Below are 25,882 nucleotides of genomic sequence, written 5' to 3'. Positions count from 1 at the left end.
GCGGTGAGTGACAGGAAGCTGTTGTTATCGCTGCCTCTGCCGAGCTACGACAAGATCCTGGACTTATGACCTTCGCCTGTTCGCTCAGCTTTCCTCAAAACCGGACTGATCAAACTTGAGAGTGCGGGCGTTCTCCGAGACCGTCCGCACCTTGCTCTCATCGAAGCCGGAGGGATCGGTTGCTTCGATCTCGATCCGTACGGTGAGATTGGTGCTCGCCTCGGCACGGAAGTGAGCGATGACTTCCTCGGCGATATTCTTGAAATCCATCGCGGTCTTATCGGTGTTAAGTGTCTTGACACCATAGAAGCGGGTCTTGAATTTCCGGTGGTAGACACCGGGGTGATCGGGGTCCGGCTCGAAGGACTTAGCGGCGTCTCCCTCGGTGGACGCGGTCGGGCTACTCGCTGTGTCAGGCACTTCGGCATCACGCTGCCTGACGGCGACGTCGGGGCGGACGAGCAGGAGCGAGTCAGTCGCCGCGGGAGCGACTCGTTTGTCGTCCGGGGTCCAGAGGCCGATGTAGCGGCCAGCTTCTTCGTCGTAGCCAGTGGCGAGGGCGAAGGCGTCGGTCTGCCAGATCATCGGCAGATCGATGATGCCCTCATCGAGGACGCGGCGGTCGCGCAGGCGCGGCAGGTAGGGGTACTGGCTGTAGAGCCCCCAAAGCGTGCCGAGGGAGACGTGGCCGTCCTTCCAAATTTGCGGCACCTTGCCAATGGCCAGGCGGATCGTCGCTGCAGCCTGCCGGGTGGACAGGTCTCCGTCATTACCAAGGCGGCGCGAGACTCGTTCAGCCAGCGAGTCGGACTGACCTTCGACCTTGGTCTCACGAAGGACGAACGGTGCGCCGGGGTCGGGCTGGGCAGGAACCAACGCCCAAACGAAAGTCTGCAGCAGGCGAGCGGTCACCGTTTGATCGGCCTGCCCGCGCCGCTGCGCGGCTTGGTTCCGCTGGTTCTGGGTCAGATCGAGATCTACCTCGTTAGCGAGCACATGACTCCAGCCGAGGTAGTCGCGGGTCGCCGTGCCGAGTTCTTCCAGTCGAGCCTCATCTGCGGCGAGGTAGACCAACATGTTGCGGTGGGTCCGATTAGCGCTGCCGCGCTGTTCGGTGGCCTTCTGGGCGAATTCCTTCGCTGGCGACTCGTTGCCGCGCTTGTGCGCGACCTTTGGGTGGAGGATGACGAGCCGGGCCTCATCGGTATCGGGGATGTCGGCGTGACTCTCTGGACACACGTGCACGCCCGTGAAGTCGCCGCGGGTTTGGGCCTGGCCTTTGAGCCGGCGGACGATCTCCGCCCAGACCTCTTCCGGGTGCAGACGCTCGGCCTGATCCTTCGCGGTGCGGGTGATGTTGGGCTGCAGATCGTACCAGTACTTCCCAGAGCCGGAGTAGAAATAGGTCGCCCGGTCGCCGAGCTGGGTGAGTGCGGAGTGGAAGTTGCCAGGGACATCGCCGGGAACTGCGGTGCCGAGAAAGACCCGTTGGGTGCTGATGCCCTTGTGGGTCGAGCCGGGTGCGATGGTCGGTGCAGCACCGAAGAACACCGCACGAGCGAGCCGCTTGGTCAACGCTCGCTGGCCGTAGAGCGGCTTCTCCTTGTCGATCCGGACCGGTTCCGAGTTGGCGCCGTCGACGTCCGCATCGATGATCGTCTTCCAGGAGTCCTGCAGGTACTGGGTCAACTCGGCGTTCACGTTCGCCGTAGCCAACGGGATCGATGCTGGCATGATCAACGGCGCGGCGTCCTCGCCGGTCCAGAGAGCGTGAATCACCGTGCTCATCAACCGCAGCACGCCGCGGGTGCGCTGGAAGCGCTCGAGCGAAGACCACTCCTCGTAGAGGGTGTCGAACAGCTCGGGGTGGATCGGGTAGGTCCGCTTGATCCGGTTCTCATACGCCGAATCCCGAGCCTCGCGGGGGAAGTCGTCAATGTACTTGCGGTACATCTCCACGTAGGCGCGCGCGGTTGCGCCGATCGCCGCGAGCGCGGCCGCGTCAGGTTGCTTGAACAGACGCTGCTTCACGATGTGGTAGGCCTCGTCCGAGGACGCCGGTCGCCACTGCTCAGCCACCCGGCGTACGACGTTCTGCAGTCGCTTCAGCGCGTCAAGACCGTTGGCGCCGCCCACCTCCTCGGCGTTGCCGGCGACGATCTCTGCGCCGTCGCTGCTCTCGGAGGCAGGGATGGAGATCGCGAGGAGAACCCCCGAGGTGCCCTTCGCGGCTTCGGTGAGTGACTGGGCAAAGGTGAACTGGTCATCGAAGGTGCCGCCGGCGAGGTCGTCACGACCCACGAGTGAGCGAGCGTAGGCAACCCATTCATCGATCAGGATCACCGCCGGGGCGTACTTCGCGAGCAGCTCGTGCAACGCCTTGCCCGGATGGGTCCGGTTGCTGTCGGCGGTGGCGACGATCGCAAAAGCCTCCGCGCCACCGAGCTGCCACGCCAGCTCACCCCAGATGGTGTTGACCTGGGTTCCGTCTTCCTTTGTGGCACCGGAGGGACTGAGGTGGTTGCCCACGATCGCGACGCGGTTGACTCGTACGCTGGTGTAACCGTTGGCGTTCAGCAGTTCCTGGGTCTCCTGCGGGAAATCGCTAACCGGTAGTCCAGCTGCGATGTGCCACAGGGACAGCATCGAGTGGGTCTTCCCGCCACCGAAGTTGGTCTGCAGGTTGATCACCGGCGAGGCATTGTCATCACCGGACAGCCTGCGCACTGCGCGACCGATGAGATCGCGGAGGCCTTCGGTTAGATAGGTGCGCTTGAAGAATTCCACCGGATCGGCATAGTCCGAGTCCGCCTCGCCGCCCGTAGCGACCTTGTACAGGTCAGCGGCGAACTCGGAGGCGTGGAAGTTGCCCGTCGCCACGTCATCGTGCGGCTGAAGCACCTCACGCCACGGCTTGAGCCCAGCCGCCTCGGGGTTGTCGACCGCCGACTTGAGGAGTTTCTTGTCGTCCTTGTCCGCGGTGACGCGGCGCAAGTTGAGTCGGATACGCGCGATCTCCTCGCCCGTGTCGACGGCGCCGATGGCGACGGCGAACCGCTGGGCGGTGTCGAGGGCTCGGTAGGCGTCGTCGTCGGTGAACGACCTCATGTGTGCCCAGGTGTGCCGTACCTGCAGTAGTTCGGCGGCGTAGGCCTGATGAGTGCGGTTCAGGTGAGCCGCCAGCGGACGCCAGTTGCGCCGGTATCGGTGCGTGTAGTCCTGGGTGACCACTTTCAGCTGGACCGACGGGTCGCCACGGTGAACGTCCCTAGCGTTGTTGTTGTCAACAGTGGTCACGATGTCGACCCACGTGCGCCCAGCCTCAAGTTGCGGGTCGAGGATCAGGGACAGGAAGGCATCCAGCTTGGGCGCCAGCAAGTCGAACATTTGGCCAATGCGGTCCCGGTTACTCACTGCCATGCTAGTCGTCCCCCTCGGAGAAATCGAACGCCCCCTGCACCTGAACGTGCTTCTTCGCCACCCGCGTCGCTTCGAGAATTTCTGGCGAGCTCGTGACGAGGTTGTTAAAGCTCAGCGCGTCTTTGGTCCAACCGTTGCCCTCGGCGATGCGGAATAGCAAGTGGGCGAGTTCTTTGACAAGGTCAGCGTCAATGATGCCGTCTTGGCGACTCAAGGCTGCCTGGAGGAACTCTCCAGCGCGGGCGATGCCATCACCCTCCACAATCCTGATCAGATGGTGCAGTACTTCCCAGTGGCTGATACGACTATCGTTGAAAACGTCGTAATCGCTCGGCAGATCTGCTGGCTTGATCAGTTGAACCTTGCCTGCCCGGCTCATCAAGATCTGATCCCGATCCATCACGTCCACGCTTGTGTTCCGAGCCCGTGCGAGATTGTCCGCGTCACCGAACCTGCCGACCCCGTATCCGTGTTGGCGATACCACGCGATTGCGAAACGTGTCGTCGCGTCGAAATCGCCTTCCTGCTCGGCCAGTACCTGGTCGAGGATCTCGTTGATCCGCGCCAACGCTGAGCGAACGGTCATTCTAGACCCATCGTTCTCAATCACGCCACCGTAGCGACTGAACACCGACATTCCTGGACCAATCGCAGCCTGGGGCAAATCTACAGGCGCAATCTGCCCCTGCTGAAGCTTGCGCAGTGCATCAGGAAGGTCATTCTCCAATGAGGCGATAAACTCACGGCGGTCGGCCATTGGTGCGCTATCAGGCCGCGGCCGCAGGGATAGCACGATCGACGAGGCGAGGGCATTGGATGCCTGGCCTCGCATTCGGTTTCCGAGTTCGCTCCGGTTGGGCCACGTTGAAGTGATCATCCAGCCGGAGCGGATCATGCCCTCGAGCAAGGTCTCCCAGCCTGTCGAGGCCTCACCTGACTCATCAGATTCGCTCTGCTTGAACGCGTACCAGACGACAATTGGGCAGTCCTCTGTCGCAGTCTCGCGAGCATGGGCGAATACTTTGCGGAAACCGTTCTCGAAGAAACTTTGCGCTCCTTGTTTGCCGTCGTGACGGTACGGATTCGCAACCAGTTCCTCGGATTTTGGAACAAGCATCGTCGAGAGCAGTCCAGGCTGAACCGAGCGGAGTGAACGACGCAGCCACACGTAGAAAAAGTCTGACAGATCCGAATAGCCAATGTTGTCGTAGTATGGCGGATCTGTGTTAATGAGCATCGAGGAATAGTCGCGACTTGCGGCGTCATCCTGTCGAGCTCTGCCTGGCAGCCCACTTATTGGCAAACGCTCCAGTGAGCGTGTTACCCACTCGACGTCCTCTGCAAAGTTCCAGACGACGAGCCGAGAACGTTCGCTTCGGCGAAGTCCCATGCCATCGGTATGACCTGACGAGCGAACAGTCCACGAACCGCCTCCATCTTTGGGCTGCTGTCCCAAGAGCAGATGGACGTCGACTTGTTGAGCGTGCGGCTGATTGCCATGCCTAGGTACGTCGCGATGGCGTCGGCGTACGACGCGGTGCCGGCATCGGCGATGATCCGCTCACGTACATCGGAGACCAGCTCGCTGAAAGTTGTTAGCGCGACGAGTTGGCGATTGGTGAAAAGATCGACCCATTTCGTCATGCCGTAGGCCTGCACACGGAAGCCTAGCGCCTCTTCGGGCAGCGCCGAGTCCGGCAAGTCCGTAGGGCGATCAGCAGCTGCAGCAACTCGATGCTTGTCTGTGGGCTCCAGATAGATGCGCTGCCGGTTACCCTCGGCAACAACTGCCATCAGCTGCGAACCAATTCGGCGGGCACGACCTTCCGCGCGCACGTACTTGAGGTCAGTGGCGGTCTCGCACGCGACGCATCGTGCACCGGTTTTGGAAACTGTGCCGTCCGCAACAGCAGTCGGCGCGCCCGCCTTATCGTGGCCAATCTCAAACTTCACACGCTGTCGTGAGGGATGGGCGGGTGCTGAGACGACCGAAGGGACGACATACGCCTCCTTACCCTTCTTCTTGCCGAGCCACCAGGTCCGCACGAGAGGCATTTCGATGCCGCAAGCAGGATTGGGGCAGGTGACTGTGCGAGCCCAGATCCAGGCGATGACGGTGGCCTTGGTGCCGTCGGAGAGGGTGGCCTTGGGGTAGAGGTGGCCGATCCGCTTCTCGGCCTCATCTCGCATCCAGGCGCCGTAGGCGCGGACATCGGCGGCGAGGCCCTCTGTGCCCTTCCACTGCCGAATCTGGGAGTCGGCTAGCCCCGGAAACACCGGCGGCTGATCACGGAACTTCGGCGGAATCTCGATCAGTGCCTTGTTGATGAGGACCGCGACCGGGTTGAGGTCGGAGGCGTGTGCTTTCAACCCAAGGCGTTGCGCTTCGAGGGGGATGGTGCCGCCACCGGCGAAGGGGTCGAGGATCGCCGGAGGGTTGCCGTCGGTCGACTTGAGGATCTCGGCGTGTGCTTCAGCGAGCAGTTTCTCGTCACGGATGTTCTCCCAGACGACGAGCCGCTCGATCAGATTGTGCAGTCGTGCGCGTTCCTTGCGCTGCAGCTCCTCGGTCGGGAACTCGTCAGGCCGCGAGGATGGGTCGTCGACGAGCTGGGCGAACAGCACCGCCCTAGCCGCCGCGAGCGGCCGTCGGGCCCACCACAGATGAAGCGTCGACGGATGACCGTGGCGGATCGACTTCTCCCGCGCTGACTCGCGGTTGATCGCCTCCAGCGGCAGCGCCACCTCGATCAGCTTGCGCTTCTGCAAGGACTTCCTCGACCCTCTGAGCCCTGCTGGGCTCGACCAAGCGGTGTTTCACTACCGCGACTTGCCTGTCCCGCACCTGACGGGACCATCTACACATTCGACGTGCACCGGGACAAAACTGTTACGCAAAGCTTCGGGGAACGGTACTTCGGGGTGCGCTCGGTAGGTCCATCGTTGCCATCGGGACGGATGTCGCGGTCCGTCACCGACGTGCCAGGTCGGCAGAGCTCTGGCAGCGAGGCGGTCACGCAGCCAGGCGATCTGGCTGCGGAACTGAAGACGCGCTCCTCCAGTCGGTGAGGTCGCTCCGTACGCAAGCAGAACGCCGTCGGCCACGCCAAGAGAGGCTTCGAGTGGGGGTCTTGCCTTCAGCCAGCCGTCCTCCGAGATTCCGAGTTCGGCGATGGCACCGGTCGCGTGCGATGGCACTGAGAAGAGGTTCGCCACCGCAACGTCCTCGAAGCCAAGCAGTTCAGCCGCCAACGCCACCCGACGCAGGGTTCTCTTGCCATCGGTGAGCGGAGGGTTGGCGAGAACCGCGACAAGGGTCCTTTGGGGAGTCGTCACCATCAGAAGGGTGCCGTTCCCTTGGTCCACGACTTGGCCCAATCACCCCGGATACCGGTGGCCTCGAAATCGCCGAGGTTGGTGGTGGCGAACGGGTTATCGAGGTAGCGGACCTCATCGTGCTGTGGTCCGCGTGGATCGACTCTCACCAGGGCGAGACGGTAGCGGGGCACGGCATTCTTTCCGGTCATGACCTCGTTGTGGGTGACGAAGAAATCCTTGGCGCCGTCGAGGCGAGCCTTGACCTCGATCCGGTACGTCTCGCCGGTCGACGCCGTGGACAGGATGTCGAAACCGGGGTTGTTGAAGGCCTGCTCGATCGGTTCGCGGCCAAGCTTCCGCTCACACGCCATCACCAGGTCGACGCCACGACGTTCGACTTCCTTGGTCTCCTTGGCGTGGATCGGGGCGCTAGCCGGTAGGTCATCTTCGAGCAGCGCGATCGGCAAGACGAGGGCAGCCGTGACGATGAGAGGCGGCTTCGTCGACATCAGGGTTTGCTGGTCGAGTAGCTCGAGTCGGCGGCGCAGCCGTACGTCGAGCTCCACAGCCTTGCGATTCAGGCTGTCTGAAGACTCCCTGGGCTTCTCGCCCTTCTGCTCCTGCTCCGAGGCGACCGCGGCTTCCAGGAGTAGACGTTCGCTTTCGGACGAGAGCCGCTTGGTGACCAGGTTCCGGATCTTCGTCAGCTCGGCCCGGCGCCGGGGCTGAACCTCGGCGAGGTGCTCTGGCAACCGATTAGCGATGATCCAACTCGTGGCCTTGTCCTCCGCCTCAGCTAGCCAGCGCAGGGCACGTGCCGCCGCGACGGCAGGCGTTTCCGGTGCGGCGACACAGTCGAGGTAGGGAGCAGGACCGGCCGCGGTCACGGTGCCGAAGCGGTCGACAAACGCGTAGCCGAAGCGACGCGCAACGCTGGTGCCGGTCGCGTCCGCGACCTCTTCGATGACACCCACGAGCAAGTGCGGTTCCTCAAGCTGCGAGGACACCAACACCGTGCCCGAGTTGAGGATGCCGCCGAACTGCTTGATCGCCTCGTCCATGACCGCGTCGTGCAACGGATGGCCTGGAGCAAGGAGATCGGCGCGGACCAGATCATTCGCAGGAGCGACCTGGGCCAGGTCGAAGGTGACGCGGTCATAACGAGTCGCAACAGGTCCGTGCTTACCGGCCCGGAGGAGCGCCGGCACGTTCGCGATCTCATAGCGACCGCGTTCGCGCTTGGCGATCCGCCCGCCAAGCCGAGTGAACGCCGCCTTGAACGCCAGCTCGATGTAGTGCGGCTGCAGGCGTCGAGCGCGAGCTTCATCCATTGCTGCGCGCAGCGCCGCAAGGTCGGCTTCCGCCAAGTGGTCCGCGGCGAGTGCCCTCTCCTCCAGCAGTTCCTTGATTCCGTCGCCGACGCTGGCGTCGATGACCTTGTGCATCTTCGCCCGGACATCTGGACGCTCGCCGTACTGGATCGCCTCCATCAGCAGGTCACGGAGCGGTGTCTCCGTGAAGGCTTCACCGAGCACGTCGAAGACCTTCCCGCCGTAGGCCTTGCGCATCTCTTCGATCTTCAACAGCAAACGGCTGAAGACCTCGCCCTCGCGGGTGCTGGAGGCCACCAGATTCCAGAGGCGACAGACCTCTTCTTGGCCGATGCGGTGGATCCGGCCAAACCGCTGTTCGATCCGGTTCGGGTTCCAGGGGAGGTCGTAGTTGACCATCAAGTGAGCAGCCTGGAGGTTCAGTCCCTCACCTGCCGCGTCAGTGGCAATGAGAATCTGGCAGTCGCGGTTCTTGGTGAACTCCTCGGTGATCTGCCGACGCTCGCCGCGGCGGACACCACCGTGGATGGCCCGAACGGCATCTGGACGGCCTAGGAGCGAGCTGATTCGGCCCTGGAGGTAGTCGAGGGTGTCACGGTGTTCGGTGAAGATGATGAACTTCCGCAGCCAGCCGCCTTTGTCCGTGGTGAGAGCGTTGTCCTGCAAGATTGCGGAAAGCTCGGTCCACTTGCGGTCAGTTCCGAGATCGCGCACCCTCTTCGCCAGCGCTGTCAGCTCGGCCAACTCGGCCAGCTCGACGTCGAGCTCCTTCGCCGTACGCGCGGTGGTGGCGGCGTCGAGCAACTCCTCCTCGAGAGTCTCGATCTCCTCGGCGTTGTAGTCGTCCGCGTCGAGGCCGTCGAGGTCAATAGTTGGCTCAGCCTCTTGATAAGTGCCGCTGAGGATCTCCTGCTTCTTGCGCTCCAAGCGTCGTGAGCGACGAACCAGGCTGCGGTAGATCGCCTCAGGACTGGAAGCAAGACGGCGCTGCAAAACCGTGAGCGCGAAGCCGACCGTGTTCCTGCGCTTGCCATCGAGCTTCTCCGCCCGGTTCATCCCGGTGCGGACGTACTCGGTGACCTCCTCATACAGGTGCTGTTCAGAGGCGGTGAGCTCGTAGGGAACGGTCTCAGCGACACGTTCAGGAAACAGCTTCTTGCCCTCGAAGGTAAGCAGATCCTCTTTGACCATCCGGCGCATGACGCCACTGGTATCGGCGGTGGTCCTGTGCTTGCCCTCGAACCGATCACGGTCCAGCAGGGTGAGAAAGAGCTGGAAGTCCTCCTCTTTGCCGGAATGGGGAGTGGCCGTCATCAGCAACAAATGACGAGTCAACTCGCCGAGTAGCTCACCGAGCTGGAAGCGCTTCGTCTTCTGCAGCTTGCCGCCGAAAAAATGCGCTCCCATACGGTGCGCTTCGTCGACGATGATCAGGTCCCACTCGGTTTCGCTCAACCGCCCCTGTAGCTCTTCGTTGCGGGCAAGCTGGTCCATGCGCGCGATCAGTAGCGGGTTCGCTTCGAAGACGTTGAGATTGACGTTCGCATCGATCAGCTGGTTGGTCAGCAGATCGAAGCGAAGCCCGAACTTGAAGAACAACTCGTCCTGCCACTGCTCGACGAGGCCGCCTGGCGCGATGATGAGGCATCGCTGCACGTCATCGCGAAGCATGAGCTCCTTGATGTAGAGCCCAGCCATAATCGTCTTACCGGCGCCGGGGTCGTCTGCCAGGAGGAACCGCAGCGGCGTGCGCGGGAGTAGTTCGCCGTAGACCGCTCGAATCTGGTGCGGCAGCGGCCGGACATCACTGGTAGCCACCGCAAGCATGGGATCGAACAAGCCGGCGAGCTTGATGCGCTGGGCCTCGGCAACGAGCTTGAAGTCGTTCGCCGGAGCGTTGAAGCTACGGCTCCCGGTCCGGGCGACCGACAGCGCGCCCACGTCCTTCCGGAACACCACCTGTTGCCCGAGCCCACCAGCAGCGGTCTTGTAGGTCAGTTCCAGCGCGTCGGCACCGTGGTGCTGTACCGCGAGGACGGTGACGACCTCGGCAGGGATGAGCCCCTCCAGTCGCAACCCAGGCTTGACCTCGTCAAGCTGCACGCATGACCTCCTCGCCGACAGACTGCCAACTCTAAGTCGAGAGTTCCAGCGACGCTGTTACGAACCCACACGCGGTCGCATGTCACGGATCTCGCACAAGCGTCGGCCTTTGAGCGTAGTGGACGAAGATCCATCGCACTGTCAGATCAACTGATGCGTCGGTCGGTAGCCCTTTCGGTCGCCGCTCGGCTGAGAACTCGGCCCTGGAAGCGATGGTCAGAAACATGACAAAAAGGTGACACTTTGTGTCCACGCCAACTTTCTCCAGTTCATCCTGAATGAACTGGAGAACATTTGGCTGATCCAGCCGAGTGGACGCCTTCACCTCGATGGAGTAGTTCGAGATCTCGGTTAACAGATGCGGGGAGGTCTGTGGTTTCATTTCGAGCCATCTCGAAGTGAAGGATGCCCACGCCGTGGATGATCTTTTCTCGAACCAAGACGACGAGTCCGACTCGGCGTTTCTGGCGCGCCTGTGTGCATTCGTTGCTCCGGTCGCTCACGCCTCAGACGCCGTAATCAAGGACGTGCGATTGCTGCGCTGGGCACACGCTGTCTACGAGGCGTTCGGTGACCTCGACGAAACAGGAGCGGGGCTGACGGTCGCCGAACTCGAAGCCGCGTGCAAGGAAGCCGGTCCTGGCATGTTCGAGAGCCGCGTGGCCGTGTTCAAGGCCATGGGCATGCTGACCCGCCCGCAGGACCACGCGTTCCTCCGTCGGCTGCTTTTCAATCCGTCGGCCGTGGCCGCGCTGCTCGTCTTCGAGCGCCTGCGTCGCGGCCGCGGAATCCAGGAGATCCTCATCCTGCTCGATGAGACCCGGCAGGAGATTCTTGCTGGCCTCGTCAGCCGTGAGGACGTCGAGACCAAGCTGCTGACGCTCCGGCGTGCGCTCTCGATCAGCGCGGGAGAGCTGGTGCAACTACGCGACCGTCCCGTCGAGGAACTGTTGCGCGGCAGGAACAACCACCGCTCAGCGGACCGACTGCTGACGGAGGCACGGGAGCTCGTCGCAGTGGTCGAGAGCCGGTTCCCCGAACTTGGCGGATCCAGCTCTAAGTTGATCACCCAAGCACTGCGCTATTCCGCAGCGGCGAATGAGCTCGTCGATCGTCTGCTCCGGCGAGTCAGCGCGGACCGCGACTTCTCGATGCTCGAGCCGGAGCAGTACCGCACCGCCGCGCTGCACTCGCCGCAGAACAAGCTGGCCGAGGTTCTCGCCGATCTGGTCTTCGATCCAGCGGACGCGTCGATCACCCCAGATGAGGTTCTCGGTGCCCTCGAGCGATTCCGTCCTCGTCAACCACGACAACGGCCTCCGAGTGCACCGGACCTGTCAGACGATCATGATCCTGTTGAACAAGCGCGCGAACGACGTGCGCGCCTGCGTGAACGGCGCGAAGCCACCCTGCGGCTGCATTTGCGCGGCCAGATAGCCGTCGACCTGACCGACGCGATCAGGTCGGTGCCGTGGCCACATGCGATCAAGCTGGTCACCGACGTGTTGGTGGCCGCAGCAGACAAGACGCTGCCGTTCACCGTGTCGCTCTCCGACGTCCTGCACGTCGATGCCACCGGACTGGTCAGCTATGTCACCCCGATCCGCCTGATCTACGAGGAGGAGACGCCCGATGACTGATCCAGTCACTATGGCGACGATGCGGGTCTGGAGAACTATTCGCGCACCGCAAGATCCTGTCGAGCTTAGGGAACTCGGTATCGCGGCGGGCAGGGCCGGACGGAGGCTGGTGGAGCTTCGCGAGCCCTCGGGTGCGGAACTGACACTTGGCTGGGAACTGGACAGCCCTCTCGCGCCGGATGACGCTGGCGGGCCACCCGGCGCGACCGACAACGCCATTCTCACGCTCGCCGCCTGCCTCAGCTGCTGCTGGCCGGACCCGGACGCCCCGCCCTTCCCTGGAGAACCGACCACTGTGCACGTCCTGCGCGAGACGCTCGAACCTTTGGGAGTCAAGGAAGTGACGCGGTTCATCAACTGCCTGCGCAGCTGGGGGTACCTCGCCCCGGACTTCGGCGATGGGCTGGTGCGGCTCGGCCCCGCCGTGGCGGTGTGGCGAGACTCCGACCTCGCACGACTACGTCGCGAGCACGACCAACTTCCCGCGCCCAAGGGAGACACGAGTGACTGAACGGCTGTTGGAGTCGCTCACGCCGTCCCGAAGGGACGAAGTCCTCACGGCGGTTGCGGCGGTCGAGTCAGCCCGGTTCCCGGTGCAAGCCAAGGATTTCCGGGCACTACTGGATCCTCAGCTGCGGCATGTCGTAGAGCAGGTGCTGGCCGCCGGCGGTCGCTCGCTCGTGGAAACCCTCGGTGGATTCCTCTCGGGCTATGACGATGGCGTGCGGGAGCAGTTGATCCGGTTGGGGATCGGGCAGCTTCCTGCTGACCAGCGGGCCGTGTTGGCCATGGTGTTGCTCTTCTGTGTGGCCATCCCCCGCGCCGAGGGCTACGTGACAGCGGAATCGATGTGGACTGGCAAGCACCCCGTCGCGCCGTCACTGCTCGAAACGGGAAAGGTCCGGCCAGGAACGGTACGCGCGGCGATCCGGGAACTACGCGCTCGTGACCTCGTGCGCGGCGTGTCGGGAGGCATCGTTCCCGGTCCACAGTTCCAACGGCTTACCTCCGCCGCAACGACGATCTTGTTCGAGGAGCTGATCCTCCTCGCCGAACCGCACGGAGACCTAGCGTTGTCCATCCGCAGGCTCCGTGCCGCAAAGACTCCCAATCCGGAAGGCGATCACTGATGAACAGCCCCCTGGCGATTCCTCGCACGAGCAACCGTGGGGTGATCGGTTCCCGGAACCTCGTCACTGTGCAGACGATCGATGTCGCCCGCTTGACGACCCACCCGGTCCCTCTGGTGCCCGGCACCTTCATCGCAGTGTCTGGGCAAGGACCTCGCGGCGACTCCAACGGGTCAGGAAAGACCAGCTTTCTGGCAGCTGTCTCGATCTTGCTCGCCGATCCGCAGTGGCAGCTGCACCACCGCGGTGGCCGGATCGCCGCCGGGGTGTTGTTCCGCGCTGACTCCGCGGGTGTCAAGGGTCTCGGGCACAACGCTTCAACCGGCTACATCATCGGTGTGTTCGCTGACGACGACGATCCACACCAGACGGCGGTCACCGTATGGATCCGGCTGGAGACGTCGAAGCCGTACTTCCAGGTCCGGTGGGCGGACGGTGTGCACCTGGCGAACGATCCTGACGAGCAACAGCGCTATCTGCAGGCTGACTCGATCTGGCAGTCCCTCCGGGGGAACGAGCCCATTTCCGCCTCACGCATGGCGGAGGTGTTGTACGGGGACTCTCCCCGCTGCCTCGCCTACCTCGACACACCGCTGCGCCCGCCCGTGCCGTCGTTGCTGAGCCAGCAGATGACCGAGATGGCCCCCAAGGACATCGGTGAATCCCTGATCGCGCTGTCCGGGTCGAAAGGGCACTTGGACGAAGAACGCGAACAGCGGGGCCAGGTGCTCGAGCAACGGAGGAAGCGGGACGCGTCGCTGGCGCAAGCCGCGGAGCGCGACGCAAGAGACACAGCCGATCTTCGTGCGATCGATGACCGCGACGCGGCACGTGCCGAACTCACCGCGGCAGAGACGAGTTGGCGACAGTACGTCGCCCTCATGTACGCACAAGTACAGAAGGCCGACCGCCTTGCAGCCGAGGAAATCGAAGCCCTCGCCGAGCAGCACGGTGCAGCGGCTGCGCAGGCAAAGGCCGCGGAGGACGAGCTCGCGGGCCTGCGACGCAATACCGACCTCAGCGGCGACGAAGCACGCAGACGCGATGCGTGGACCAAGGCGAAGAAGCACACCAGCGACCTCCGCCTCAACCGGACGCGGGTCTCTGAGCGTCACACGTTGTTGGTCGACGAGCGAAACCGCCTTCTCGGGGGCGCTACCGACTGGGATGGTCGTTCAGCCGTCGAGACACTGGTAGAGCGCGACAAGGCCGTTGAAGATCGCAACAGGAAGCAGATCCTGCGGGAAGCGGCTGATCAAGCTGTCGGCGATGCGCAGGCGGAACTCCAACGAGCCGAGGAGGGACGGGCCGGCAACGCAGGGCAGATCATCGATGCGCTGCGAGCCCAGCAGATCGACAGCGTTGCCTTGTTCGACGTGCTGGAGGTCGACGAGGCCGTTCGCCGCGACTGGGAACCGAGGCTCTGGGCCTACCGCGATGCTGTCGTGGTCGAGCACGACCTCCTTGAAGAAGCACGCAACGTGATTGCCGATGTCCCAGGCGCCCTCATCATCACCACCGATGACGAGGAGGGGTCGCTTCCCGACGGGGTGCGGTGCCGATTGCCCGTCACAGCGTTCCTGCACGCCTTGAGCAATCGGTTCGACACGCTCTTCTCACCGCCAGGCGCGTTGGACTCCGTCTTGGGCCTGACCGTGACCGGCGGATTCGCCGAGCCGCAGACCGGTCATGACGCCGTGCTCACACGGCTGCGACGAGAGCTCTCGGCAGCGCGTGAAAAGCTAAACATTGCCGCTGGTCACGTGCAGCTCGCGGAGGCGGCGCTGGCGCTCGCCGTGGCACGGCACGACTCCGCAGTCGCAGCCGAACGCCTGGAAGTTGTGAACAGCGAGGAGCAAGAACTCGCGAGCAAGATCGCCACATTGGATGGCGCCCTTGTGACAGCGGAAGGAGAGGAGGAACGACGTCAGAGCGAATGGGAATCGGCACGAGATGCGCTGAGCGGGTACCAGCACATGATCGCTGCGCTCGACGTGAAGCTAGCCGCGTTGCGTGAGACTGAGAAGGCTCGACTCACAAATCTCATGAACCGCAAGAAGAGGCGGCAAGACCTCGACGTCGAAGAGTGGCGTGCACTTCGGCCAACCGATGCAGACGACACAGACAATCCGTACGACGAGCAGACGTCGTCAAATCCAGCGGACCTGCGGCTCGATGCCGTCGAACGCCTAACCGAGGCCCTGCGGCTGTTCGGGATCGACCCCTTCGACGCCGAATCCGCGCCTGACGAGCTGCGCGAGTGCGTCACACTTCGAGTCGCACTCGCACGGCACGAAGGCGGGAAAGCACCTCAGACTGCCTTGACCACCATCGCGCTTCCGCTACGCACGAAGCTCGACGTCATAGCTGGCGCGGACAAAGTCACGAGGACACGCATCGTCGAGCAGCGCGCTGAACACCAGCGGATCCACCACGGACTCGAACTGGACCTCGCGGATGCCGAGATGCGACTCGGGGTGCTGCAGGACATGATCTCCCAGCGGGTCGAAGGAATCCTGTCCCGCGTGAGCAACGCGTTCAACCGACTCGACGAAGCACGCGGCGGCAACGGTGCCGACCTGCACGTCGCCACCTCCGTGCCTGATGGCGCGGCAGAATGGGTCTGGGAAGTCACACCAAGGTGGAAGCGGTCTCGCAGTGGTGGCCACGTGTCCTATCGCGAAGTCGCCAACGGTGCTCAGGTCAAGGTGTACGCGGTGCAACTGGTGCTCGCGGCCGTCCTCGCTGACTCCGAGACGCATGGCAGGGTGCTCGTGCTCGACGAGCTGGGCAACAGCCTCGGCGAGGTCAACCGAAAGGACGTTCTCCGGGCTCTCAAGCGAGTGGCGCAGGAGAGCCGTGTCACCATCCTCGGCACCTGCCAGGACAGTGTTCTGGTGGACGCCGCTGACGTCTGTGGTCAGCTGCTCTGGTTCTCCCACGTCAGCGAATCGGACGCGTACAACCGGCCGACCCGTGTGTGGGGATTCAACGAGATGTCCGAGCAGGTTGAGTTGACTGCTGGTCACATCCGGTCGGGGCGAGAGAAGGAGGAAGGCGATGACTGACCCGAACCCCGACTTTCCGTTTGGTGAGAGCGCGGGACGCATCGAGGTTCCGCTGCCGGCGCTGCCACACGACGTGGCGGCCTTCACGGTGCCGAAGTCCGCATCTCCGGGCTCGCCGGAGTCCTACCGTGTGCCGCGTGACCGAAAGGGCAGGGTCAGCGTTCGCCGGGTCGACCTGCTGCCGCGGGCTCGAGCCGTCCCGTTCGCACTTCCCGCGTCACTGTCCACAAAGGATCTCATCTGGGTCCTGCGTACGGACGCTGAGCGACGTTGGCCAGGCATGGTGACGCAGTTCGGCGACAAAGCCTGGCAGGCCGCCATGGAGTTGGTGCGCAGCGGCCTCGGTGTGCTGCGCTGCACTGTCCATGGGTTCGACTACCGGCCTCAGTCGTTCAGGCTCACGGAAGCCTGGCGTGCGGCAGCTGACGACTACCTCAAAGAACTCACGGGCAGGCCGGATCCCGATACTGCCCGCAGCGAATTGTGCGCCCTCATGCAAGATGTCCACGAACTCCACGGCGAACAGCGACTGCTCGCCGTGGTCGAGCCAGGCAGCCCGTTGCGCGTTCCCAGCGGGTCCAAATGCGCGACGACCGTGTGGTCGGTTTACGAAGCGGCGATCCGTGCCGCCTGCTACTGGTTCGCCACCGGTGGCGTAGACGACCCGCCTACGGCCAAGGACATCGCGAGCCATGCCTTCAACGACTCCAAGCGGTGGACCCCTGAGCGCGCGGCTGCTTTCGCCAACCTCGTGGACATGCCATTCGCGCTGGCCGTACGTGAGGCCGACGTGGAGGTCCTGATGCGGGGACCGCTGGTGTGGCGGGTCGGAAGCGTTGTCGCTGATGCGCGCACGAGCGAACCATGGATCGGAGTGCCTGCGGGCGGCATTAGGCTTGTCGGTACGGTCGACATCTCAGCAGTCCGCGGCGTGTTCGTGGTCGAGAATAAGGACACGTTCGAGCAGGTTTGTGGTCTTCAGGAAGTAGTCAGCCGTTGGTTGTGCGTCTGGGGACGCGGATACGCCAGCAATCCGTTGGCGGCAGTCTTGTCTGCGTTCGGCAAAGTGCCGATGGCTGCTTGGTGTGACCTGGACGCCGATGGCTTGAGCATCATCGCCAACCTGTCCGCGCGGCTCGACCGCACGATCACTCCGATCGGCATGGATGTCGCCCTGTGGCAAGCCGGCCCGTTCCGCAAACAAACACCTCAACAGCTGGAACGCGGTCGCAAACTCGCAGCAAACATCGCCGCCAGCGGCCCTCGTCTGCTGCAGCCAATCGCCTGCGAAATCGCAAAGACCGGCGATGGCCGGGAACAGGAGTCGTTGCATAGGCAGGTCCTCCCGACGCTAGGTTTTCAGCTGCGCCAACTTGAGTCAAGCGCTGACGAGGCGCCTTGAACAGATGAAGACGGCTCAGGTACCGATATCCCGCGCCCGATGTCGTCGATTACTCGCGCTCTCCCACAGCGCTGATCGGCACTACACCAGAGATGTCTGCGGATCTCGCGAGGTACCGCATGATCAATACACGACCTTGGCGAGCTTGTCCCAGGGCTCACACGCAGTCGACGCCGCTTTCTCAGAATCGATTCTTCATGGTGTCGCAGGTTGGCGGGTCTTGCTGGCGCAGTTGAGCAGCCGTGGAGCTGATTCGGCCCTTCTCGTGCCACTGGCGCAGTACCCGGCGACCATAGTTGTTCGTTCCCGCTGCACGATCCAATTCCGCGCCAGATGGCATCCGGCCGCGTGCGACCTGCGCATGGAAGTACGTCCACATCCGCTGCTCGGCGGTCGGTTCTGCTGACGGTAGGGAGTCGTCCGAGATCGCCGCGAGACGTACCACGCCGGCGTTCTCGTCACTGTTCTCGTTGTTCTCGGTTCCGGTCTCGTTCGCGCTCTCGGCGCGTCGGCGTTTCAGTGCATGGTTGAGCAGCTCGACCGCGAGGAGAAGTGCTAGTGGCGGACACGCCGCGACCGCCACGGCGAACACACTCAACTCCGGGGCCGCGGCCACGTTGGCGCAAAGTGACAGCACGATGCCGAACACGAACGCCAGCCAGGCCTTCCAGCGCCCGCTACCGCGACCGGTCTTCCACAGCTCCACCGTCGCCGTGGTCAACAAGCCGTCCACGATCAGCGGCCAGATCGCCGCGGTCGTCTCGTCCGCGCCGAAACCGCAGCGCGAACTCACGTCCGTGCCGATACGAGGCGTACGCCGCGCCTAGCGCGACCAGAGCTGTGCACGCGCACTGCACCCACAACGAACGATCGCGACCAGCGGTGGCGGTCATCGCGCACCACCTACTCGGTGCCCAGCCTCGATCGCTGCCCTGACTGACTCGGCACACTGCCCGACACAGGCGTGAACCTGGGAGCCGGTCACTGAGTGCCCAACGGGCACCGACGCAATCATGACCTGCAGGTAGTTCGCTCCACACTGTGGGCAAGCCAGGCCGTCGGCCTGCAGGTCGTTCAGGCCGTAAATGATCTTGTTTCGGCTCATTTCGCATCACCGCCAGAGCGACGGCGACGCCCCCGTGGCACTTCCATGGTGGCGGAAACCTGCAGCTCACGACGGGTGCGGGAGTGTGTAGATGTTGTACGAGGCGCGCCGGGGGCACGATCTTCGGGTGTCCTATGTCTGCGGAATGCGCAGACCTTGCCTCGATCGTGGTGTTTTCTGGGGGCCCAGCCCCCAGACCCCAGCCGGGGCGCTGCGCCCCCGGACCCCCGCCGGGCCTTCGCTTCGCTCGACCCCAGCCCCCGGACCCCCGCCTGGTCTTCGCTTCGCTCGACCCCCGTTCCTGGGACCCCGCCTGGTCTTCGCTTCGCTCGACCCCTGGCCTTGGTCGTCGTCGGGTCTTCGCTTCGCCCGACCCAGCCAAGGGCTGTTGTTTCGCCCAGCCCTACCGGGGTGTTGCGCTGCTTGACCCGGCCATGGTCGTCGCTTCGCTCGACTCCGCTGTGGTCGTCACGTTCGTTCGACCCAGCCATGGTTGTCGCTTTGCCGGCCCCTACCGGGGGCGTTGCTCTGCCCGGCCCAGCCAAAGTTGTTGCTTTGCGCCACCCTGCCGGGGTTCTTGCTTCGCCTGCCTTGCTGGGGGTCGTTGCTTTGCTCGGCCCTGTCAGGGTTTCCGCTTCGCTTAGCTCTCGGCCGTGGTTGTTGGTCCGTGGGTGTCGCTTCGCTTGGCCTGGGGATTCCATTGTGGAATCTCCGGGTGGTGGCGGTCGGCTGGAATTCTGCGGTGGCGGCATCGGCTCAATGACGGCATGCGGATGTGCTGGCCCCCCGTTTGGAGAGGCCAGCACGGTGTGGCGGTGGGGTTAGGCGGCTTCTGCCACGGCCTGGCCGATCTCGGCCAGGCGTTGCTCGCTCAGCGGGAGCTCCGGGTGGCCGCCCTTCTCCTGGTCGAAGCCCTCGTTCAGGAAGAACTCGCCGCTGTGGTTGGACAACGAGATCTGGTAAGTCCGGCCCGCCGGCGTGTAGATCATCAGCAGCTGGTTGAGCGTCGGCACCGGCATTCCCTCTTGGACCACGTGCAGCTGGATGACAGTGCCGTTCGCGAGAACGTGCCTCTTCGGTGCCACGCAGTCGCCCATCGCCCACTTCTGGTCGTCCGCGTGAGCCAGCGGGCTGCCGGTGAACGTGCCCGCCCGCAACCAGATGCTGCCGTGGCCCGCGTTCGCCCACAGGGCGTGGGAATTGCGTTCGCCGGGGTTTCTCGGCGGAGTCACGTGGTATTGGACCGGACCGGAGATCGCCCGCTCCAACGCGGCACGCACGTTGCCGGGTGCCTCGATGATGCCCGGCCAACCCGCCAGCTGCGGTGTTCCCTTCTGCTCGCACATCATCGGGGGCACGCCGGACATCGGGCTCATGGTGAGCGTGGGAGTCCGGGTGGGCTCGTTGAGCCTCGGCCAGCCGACCTCGGCGCGAACAGTCGTAGGTGTGGTGGTCGTGACGGTGATGGTGTCCGCGGGTGGCAGCGGCGTGGTGGGTGCGGAGCTCAACGCGGTCGCGCCGACGCCGACTCCCGCGACGACCAGGAGGACGCCCACGACACCGGTTGCCCGCTGCGCGAACACTCGGCGGCGTCCTCGGCGCATCACGTCGTCGACCGACGTCTGCGGAGCGGGCGCGGGATCGCCCAGTTCGGCGCGGTACGCGTCGCGGAGAGTGTTCAGGCCCCGTGCGGTCTGGCTCTTCACGGTGCCGGCCGTGCAGCCGAGCGTGTCAGCGGTCCGCTCGACGGACATGTCCTCCAGGAAACGCAGCACCAGCACCTCCCGCTGCCGTGCGGGCACCTGCCGCAGGGCGCTGAGCAACGCCTGCCGCTCGTCGGGCGCGAAGCCGGCGTGCTCCGCCTGTTCCGGCGGGTCGGCCACCGGGTGCTCCCGGCCGCGGACGCGCCTGCGGGTGTCCAGGAACAACCTGGTCACGACCGTGTTCAGGTAGGCGTCGGCGGTTTCGCTGCGCACCCTGGACCAGTGCACGTACATCCGCACGAACGCGTGCTGGGCGATCTCCTCGGCGTCTCCCCAGTCGCCGCACAGCGCGTACGCCGCGCGGCGTGCCGCGTCGAAACGGCTCGTGAAGAACTCCGCGAACTCGTTGTCCCGTCGCACTGCGTGTCCTCCTCGGCTCTGCATCGCCCTTGCTACGCACTTCGGTCATCCGGGGTTGCACCGTGCCAGAAGGTTGCTCGGGGGTGGATCAGGGATCGGTTCGGGGTGATCACGGACGGGCGGCCGCTTTTCGTCCACTTCGGATGGTCAGTGCATATCGCCGCCATATCGAAAACCTGATACGCCCCGGCAACACCGCACTCCCTTGACTGGCTCCATGGCTACTGAGGGGAACTGGGACCGGCGTTCGGTGCTGCGCGCCGCCGCCGTCATGGCCGGCGCCGCCGCGGCCACGCCGCTGATGGGCGAAGCACAGGCCGGCACCGGAGGAGCCGCGGACGCGCTGTTCAGGGCGGGGAAGTTCGAACAGGCGGGCCGCGCGTACGAGGAAATCCTGCGGAACGACCCCAAGAACGTGCACGCCGCGAGCCGGCGAGGACATGTGGCGCTGTTGAGCAACAAGTTCGCCGACGCCGAGAAGTACCTCGGCACGGCGGTCGCCCTGGCGCCCGGCGACCAGGGGAACAACCGGCTGCTGGCCGACTGCTACAACCGGCAGGGCAAGTTGTCCGTCGCCGCGCCGCACTGGCGAGCGGCCGGCTTGGAGACCGATGCCAAGTGGTACGAGGCGGTCCGTGGCGAGCCGTATCAGATCAGCGGCGACATCGCGCGGCTGCCGTGGCAGCAGATGGACCCGATTCCGCAGGTGGAGGCTTCGGTCAACGGCGGACGGCCGAGGCGGTTCTCGTTCTACACCCGCGTCGGGCCGTTGAGCTTGTCGGGGAAGGTGGCCGCGGAGGCCGGGCTGCAGGCCGTGACGAAGCAGCAGTACGAGTTCGAGGGCAGAACCATGTGGTTCTACTACGGCTACCTGGAGTCGTTCCGGCTGGGCGGCGTCGAACTGCGCAACCTTCCCGTGCACTGGTCGGACGAGGAGCCGGGGCCGGACTCGGAGGGTGGCATCTTCGGGACGTCGATCTTCCAGCACTTCCTCACCACGATCGACTACGCGGGCCGGTCGCTGATCCTGCGTCGCAGGACTCCGGAAGCGGCCAGGCAGGTGCGGGCCGCCGCGCACCGGGCCGGTGCGGAGCCGCTGCCGTTGTGGCTGGTCCGTGAACACCTGGTGTTCAGCAGGGGCAGCTTCGCCGGCTCCGGGCCGCGGGTCGTGGGCCTGAACATCGGCGGGACCGGCAGCAACGTCGCGGGCATGTCGTTGGCCGTGGCCGAGGATCTGCGCATCCGCGTCGACCACGACCGTCCGGAGGAGTCCTCGGCCGGCGGCAGGGCGGTGGTCGTCCACCCGTGCTATCCGAAGGAGGTTCGCCTCGGCAACGCCACGGCCACGGGTGCCTACAGCGTCGCGAGCGAGCGGAACCTGCACGACGGGCACGGCTTCGACGTGCTCGGCGACATCGCCCACAGCTTCTACAAGCCCTACCACGTGACTCTCGACTTCGACGGTATGCAGCTCTACGTCGCCCGAGGCGTGGCGGGCTGACCGGATCAAAGCCCTCCACAAAGGACAACAGGGCGACGCGCTCGCGTTCGCCGCGGCGCCGGCCGTGGCGAGCCAGGCGACCGGTGAGGTACGGCAGGCGGGCAGTCCGGTGCGGACGGGCGAGCAGCAGGCAAGCGGCTGGCCACTGACCCGCGCGCCGCGTCAGTCGAGCAGGACGGTTACGCCGGAGTCGTCGAGGTGCAGCCCCGAGACGGTCGCGTGAGGACTGTCCACACCTCCTTTCGCGTAGTTGATCAAGGCCGAACGGCGGATTCAGCAACGCCCGCTGAGCGATACGGTCGTCAAAGTTTCAACGACCGCGTCGGGAGTCCCTGGTGGTGCGGAAGTTCTTGTCTCTTCTCATGGTTCTCTGCGCGTGCGCGTGCACGGCGGAGAGCCCGGCGCCGCCCGCGGTCACCCGCGTGCCGTCGAAACCGCCGACGCTGATCACCGACGCGCAGGAGAACGTGCCGACGTTCGTGCGTCAGGTGATCGACGGCCGCACCGTCGAACTGGAGGGCGGTGAGCGCGTTCTCATCTCGTTGCTCGCGCCGCCCGCCGAATGCTGGGCCGCCGCCGCAAATGCTTTCGCGGCAAAAACATTGCTGTCCCGGCCGGTGCGCGTCACCTCGCTCATCCCCGGCGAAGTGAACCTGTGGCTCGAGGACGGCACCGACTACGCACTCCTCGCCGTGCGGGAGGGTGTGCTGCGCGCGCAAGGTGCTGCCGGCGTGCTGGCCGAGGCTGAAGCCGCCGCGGCCAGGGAGAACCGCGGTCTGTGGGGTTTGCCCTGCAACGGCATGGACGTCACGACGACGACCGCAACCGCCTCCAGCACGACGCCTCCGAAGCGTGTTCAGCCGACGAAGTCCACCACGGCGACGAACGCGCCTCCCGTTGTGACGTCTCCGCCTCCTGCCCCGACTCCCGCTCCGGCTCCCGCGCCTCCTCCCGCGCCGCCGTGCACGGTCGCCTACCGGATCACCGGGCAGTGGCCTGGCGGATTCCAAGGTGGCGTCACGATCAAGAACACCAGCCGCACCCCGGTCAACGGCTGGACGCTGAGATGGTCGTTCAGCGACGGTCAGTCCGTCACGCAGATGTGGAACGCGAGCTCGTCGCAGCACGGCGCGGCCGTCAGCGCGGCCAACGTCCACTACACGGCGACGATCGCGCCGGGCGGCGAAGTATCCATAGGATTCCTGGGGTCCTTCCGTGACCGGAACACCGCCCCCAGGTCGTTCACGCTCAACGGAAGGGCCTGCGCAACGGGCTGAGGAGGGGTGAATCCTGCAGGTCACACCGCTGTACGCCGAGGTCGACAACGCTCTCGGCGGCCGCTGGACGTCGCTCCGCACGGCCCGCCGCGAGTGGCTGTGGCATCGCCCTGACGCCGCTCGCGCGAGCGTGCGGCCGGGCGATCCGTTCGTCGACGCGGGCGGCCTGGAGGAGTGCGTGCCGACCGTCCGCGGCACACCTGACCACGGCGACGCGTGGAGCAGACCGTGGGACGAGACCGGCGTGGTCTGCCCGGAGTTCACGCTCCGCCGCCACATCGGCTCCCACGACGGTGCGGTCATCGCGGACTACGAACTGACCGCCGAGCCGGGCTACCGCTTCGTGTGGGCGGCACACGCCCTGCTCGACGTCAGCCCCGCCGCGCGTCTGCTCGCGCCCGCGGGCACTCCGGTGCTCATCACCGATCCGGCGCCCGTGCTGCGCGACTGGCCGGCGGGCCTTGCCGCGTTGGGGCCTGACGACGGCACGGCGACCGGTGCGGTCCTGGAACACGGCCAGATCCGCGTGGTGGATGGAGATCACCAGCTCGACCTGCTCGTCGAGTGCGCCGGTCAACCCGTCTCCATCGCGTTGTGGCGCAACCTTCGCGGCTGGCCGGCGGACGAGCCGTACCGCAGCGTCGGCGTGGAACCCATGCTCGGCCGCACTTTCGACCGCGACGACCCCGCTCGTGCCGTGGCGGTCGTGCCCGGCAGCGGAGTCGTGCGATGGCGTCTGACCCTCACCGCCTTCGTGCCTGCTGAGAGCTGATCTGCCCACAGCAGAGAAACCGGCGAACCACGGCAGCGCAACGGCATCGTCGGTGGCATGACGAACAACGAGAGGCTCTTCAGCCCAGGGCTGCGGGAACGGTTCTTCAGTCAGCGGGTCCTGATCCTCGACGGCGCGCTCGACGACGACAACGGGACGGTGCTGGCGACGCAGCTGCTGTCGCTCGCGAGCGAGGACCCGCGGCAGGACATCGCGCTGTGGATCAACTCGCCGGGCGGCTCGGTGCCCTCGATGCTGGCGATCCGGGACGTGATGCGGCTCGTGCCGTGTGACGTCGCGACGCTGGCGCTCGGGCTGGCGTGCAGCGCGGGGCAGTTCCTGCTTTCCGCCGGTACCAAGGGAAAGCGGTTCGCGTTGCCGCACGCGCGGATCCTGATGCACCAGGGGAGCGCCGGCATCGCCGGTTCCGCGGTCGAGGTCGAGGTGCAGGCGGACGACCTGCGGTACACCAGGGACACCGTGCTCGGGCTGATCGCGGAGGACACCGGCCAGCCGTTCGACCGGATCTTCACCGACTCGCTGCACGACCGGTGGTTCACCACTCAGCAGGCGCTCGACTACGGGTTCATCGACCACGTCGTCAACGATCTCGCGCAGGTCGTACCCGTCCGCACGCACAAGCTGGGACTGCACTCGGGGGCTGTCGCATGAGCACCTACACGATTCCCAACGTCATCACGCGGGACGCGCGTGGCGAGCGGATCATGGACGTCTACTCGCACCTGCTGAGCTCGCGGATCGTCTACCTCGGCACCGGCGTCGACTCCGGGGTCGCCAACGCGTTGATCGCGCAGCTGCTGCACCTCGAGTCGGACAACCCGGACATGGAGATCAACCTCTACATCAACTGTGAGGGCGGCGACCCGTCGGCGATGCTCGCGCTCTACGACACCATGCGCTACATCAAGGCCCCGGTCGCGACGACGTGCGTGGGGCAGGCGGTGGCGGCCGGTGCGGTGCTGCTGGCCGCGGGTGCGGAGGGACGCCGGGCCGTGCTGCCGCACAGCAGGGTCGTGCTGCACCAGCCGGCGGCGCAGGGGCGTGGCACGATCCCCGACCTGATCCTCGCGGCGGACGAGGTGGTCAGGGTGCGCACGCAGCTGGAGGAGATCCTGGCCAGGCACACCGGCCGGAGCGTGGCCGAGCTGCGCCACGACACCGACCGGGACCGCGTGTTCGACGCGGCGGGCACCGTCGAGTACGGCCTCGCGGACCTGGTGCTCGAACAGCGTTAGGCGACGGCCATGAGCACGGGACCTGCCGAGAGCACGGGGCCCGACGGTCGTCCGATGGGACGCGACGTCTGGAAGTGCTGGACGCGGTGGAAGTGACGGACCTGGCCGGCGATCCCGATCAGCAGGTCGGCCAGGTCGATGCCCAGCGCACCGGTGACCGCGGCGATCATCTCGCTCGACGGCTCCTTGCGGCCGCGTTCGATCTCGGACAGGTACTGCACCGAGATGCCCGCCCGTTCGGCGACGTCGACCAGGCGGTCGCCGCGTTCCTCCCTGGCCTCGCGCAGCTTCCGGCCCAGGGCCTCGCGCCACAGCGGTTCGGGAGTGCGATTGAAGTCCAGGATCTCCGCCATGTCGTCATGGTGACAGCACCGCGACCACAGCAAAGGGCCGTTCTGCTACGAGCAGAAAGACAGCCCTAAAAACACTCGAAGGT

Annotated in this window: 16 protein-coding genes and 1 pseudogene; 10 read left to right on the top strand and 7 right to left on the bottom strand. The window is 65.1% G+C overall.

Going from position 1 to position 25,882, the window contains the following annotated elements:
- Positions 1 to 84: 84 nt before the first annotated feature.
- The 4 genes from C8D87_RS36395 to C8D87_RS36385 form a co-directional block, all read right to left on the bottom strand.
- Positions 85 to 3,387 carry a DUF499 domain-containing protein gene (locus C8D87_RS36395; protein ID WP_215732591.1) on the bottom strand — a complete coding sequence of 1,101 codons (3,303 nt, stop codon included), beginning with the start codon at positions 3,385 to 3,387 and terminating at the stop codon, positions 85 to 87.
- Positions 3,388 to 3,421: 34 nt separating this feature from the next.
- Positions 3,422 to 4,657 carry a hypothetical protein gene (locus tag C8D87_RS47225; protein WP_215732590.1) on the bottom strand — a complete coding sequence of 412 codons (1,236 nt, stop codon included), beginning with the start codon at positions 4,655 to 4,657 and terminating at the stop codon, positions 3,422 to 3,424.
- Positions 4,658 to 4,740: 83 nt separating this feature from the next.
- On the bottom strand, positions 4,741 to 6,189 hold the full coding sequence (locus C8D87_RS47220; RefSeq protein ID WP_215732589.1) for a DUF1156 domain-containing protein: 1,449 nt from the start codon (positions 6,187 to 6,189) through the stop codon (positions 4,741 to 4,743).
- Positions 6,190 to 6,758: 569 nt separating this feature from the next.
- Positions 6,759 to 10,172 carry a helicase-related protein gene (locus tag C8D87_RS36385; RefSeq protein WP_112230394.1) on the bottom strand — a complete coding sequence of 1,138 codons (3,414 nt, stop codon included), beginning with the start codon at positions 10,170 to 10,172 and terminating at the stop codon, positions 6,759 to 6,761.
- A gap of 416 nt (positions 10,173 to 10,588) precedes the next feature.
- Here C8D87_RS36385 and C8D87_RS36380 point away from each other — a divergent pair, with 416 nt between their 5' ends.
- The 5 genes from C8D87_RS36380 to C8D87_RS36360 all read left to right on the top strand — a co-directional run bounded on the left by C8D87_RS36380 (position 10,589) and on the right by C8D87_RS36360 (position 17,412).
- Positions 10,589 to 11,812 (top strand): hypothetical protein, encoded by a 1,224-nt coding sequence (locus tag C8D87_RS36380; RefSeq protein ID WP_112230391.1) that lies wholly within the window; start codon positions 10,589 to 10,591, stop codon positions 11,810 to 11,812.
- A 109-nt stretch (positions 11,813 to 11,921) separates the two neighbouring features.
- Positions 11,922 to 12,323 (top strand): IclR family transcriptional regulator, encoded by a 402-nt coding sequence (locus C8D87_RS36375; protein WP_146771970.1) that lies wholly within the window; start codon positions 11,922 to 11,924, stop codon positions 12,321 to 12,323.
- Positions 12,316 to 12,942 (top strand): hypothetical protein, encoded by a 627-nt coding sequence (locus C8D87_RS36370; protein ID WP_112230387.1) that lies wholly within the window; start codon positions 12,316 to 12,318, stop codon positions 12,940 to 12,942. Before C8D87_RS36375 ends, C8D87_RS36370 begins: the two co-directional genes overlap by 8 nt.
- Before the next feature lie 68 nt (positions 12,943 to 13,010).
- On the top strand, positions 13,011 to 16,010 hold the full coding sequence (locus C8D87_RS36365; protein ID WP_146771969.1) for a hypothetical protein: 3,000 nt from the start codon (positions 13,011 to 13,013) through the stop codon (positions 16,008 to 16,010).
- Positions 16,003 to 17,412, top strand: a complete 1,410-nt coding sequence (locus tag C8D87_RS36360; RefSeq protein ID WP_112230383.1) for a Wadjet anti-phage system protein JetD domain-containing protein — start codon at positions 16,003 to 16,005, stop codon at positions 17,410 to 17,412. Before C8D87_RS36365 ends, C8D87_RS36360 begins: the two co-directional genes overlap by 8 nt.
- Before the next feature lie 181 nt (positions 17,413 to 17,593).
- Here C8D87_RS36360 and C8D87_RS36355 read toward each other — a convergent pair.
- Positions 17,594 to 18,305: pseudogene (locus C8D87_RS36355) on the bottom strand (DUF2637 domain-containing protein).
- Between the two features lie 1,033 nt (positions 18,306 to 19,338).
- Positions 19,339 to 20,640 carry a SigE family RNA polymerase sigma factor gene (locus tag C8D87_RS49000; RefSeq protein WP_112230379.1) on the bottom strand — a complete coding sequence of 434 codons (1,302 nt, stop codon included), beginning with the start codon at positions 20,638 to 20,640 and terminating at the stop codon, positions 19,339 to 19,341.
- Positions 20,641 to 20,857: 217 nt separating this feature from the next.
- Here C8D87_RS49000 and C8D87_RS36340 point away from each other — a divergent pair, with 217 nt between their 5' ends.
- The 5 genes from C8D87_RS36340 to C8D87_RS36320 all read left to right on the top strand — a co-directional run bounded on the left by C8D87_RS36340 (position 20,858) and on the right by C8D87_RS36320 (position 25,446).
- Positions 20,858 to 22,141 carry a tetratricopeptide repeat protein gene (locus tag C8D87_RS36340; protein ID WP_112230377.1) on the top strand — a complete coding sequence of 428 codons (1,284 nt, stop codon included), beginning with the start codon at positions 20,858 to 20,860 and terminating at the stop codon, positions 22,139 to 22,141.
- Positions 22,142 to 22,503: 362 nt separating this feature from the next.
- Positions 22,504 to 23,418: a cellulose-binding domain-containing protein gene (locus C8D87_RS36335; RefSeq protein WP_112230375.1), complete on the top strand. Its 915-nt coding sequence runs from the start codon at positions 22,504 to 22,506 to the stop codon at positions 23,416 to 23,418.
- Between the two features lie 130 nt (positions 23,419 to 23,548).
- A complete protein-coding gene (locus tag C8D87_RS36330; protein WP_215732588.1) occupies positions 23,549 to 24,190 on the top strand; it encodes a hypothetical protein in 642 nt (213 codons plus the stop codon).
- 57 nt (positions 24,191 to 24,247) lie between these two features.
- Positions 24,248 to 24,862, top strand: a complete 615-nt coding sequence (locus C8D87_RS36325; RefSeq protein WP_109633355.1) for a ClpP family protease — start codon at positions 24,248 to 24,250, stop codon at positions 24,860 to 24,862.
- Positions 24,859 to 25,446: a ClpP family protease gene (locus tag C8D87_RS36320; protein WP_109633354.1), complete on the top strand. Its 588-nt coding sequence runs from the start codon at positions 24,859 to 24,861 to the stop codon at positions 25,444 to 25,446. The genes C8D87_RS36325 and C8D87_RS36320 overlap by 4 nt, the downstream gene beginning before the upstream one ends.
- On the opposite strand, the gene C8D87_RS36315 is transcribed toward C8D87_RS36320, so the two are convergent.
- Positions 25,443 to 25,799 (bottom strand): helix-turn-helix domain-containing protein, encoded by a 357-nt coding sequence (locus tag C8D87_RS36315; protein ID WP_109633352.1) that lies wholly within the window; start codon positions 25,797 to 25,799, stop codon positions 25,443 to 25,445. The genes C8D87_RS36320 and C8D87_RS36315 overlap by 4 nt on opposite strands.
- Positions 25,800 to 25,882 lie beyond the last annotated feature (83 nt).

This window comes from Lentzea atacamensis, assembly GCF_003269295.1.
GTDB classification, from domain to species: Bacteria; Actinomycetota; Actinomycetes; order Mycobacteriales; family Pseudonocardiaceae; genus Lentzea; species Lentzea atacamensis.
The sequence above is the reverse complement of the archived record's forward strand: the minus strand, read 5'-3'. Positions and strand labels throughout refer to the sequence as shown.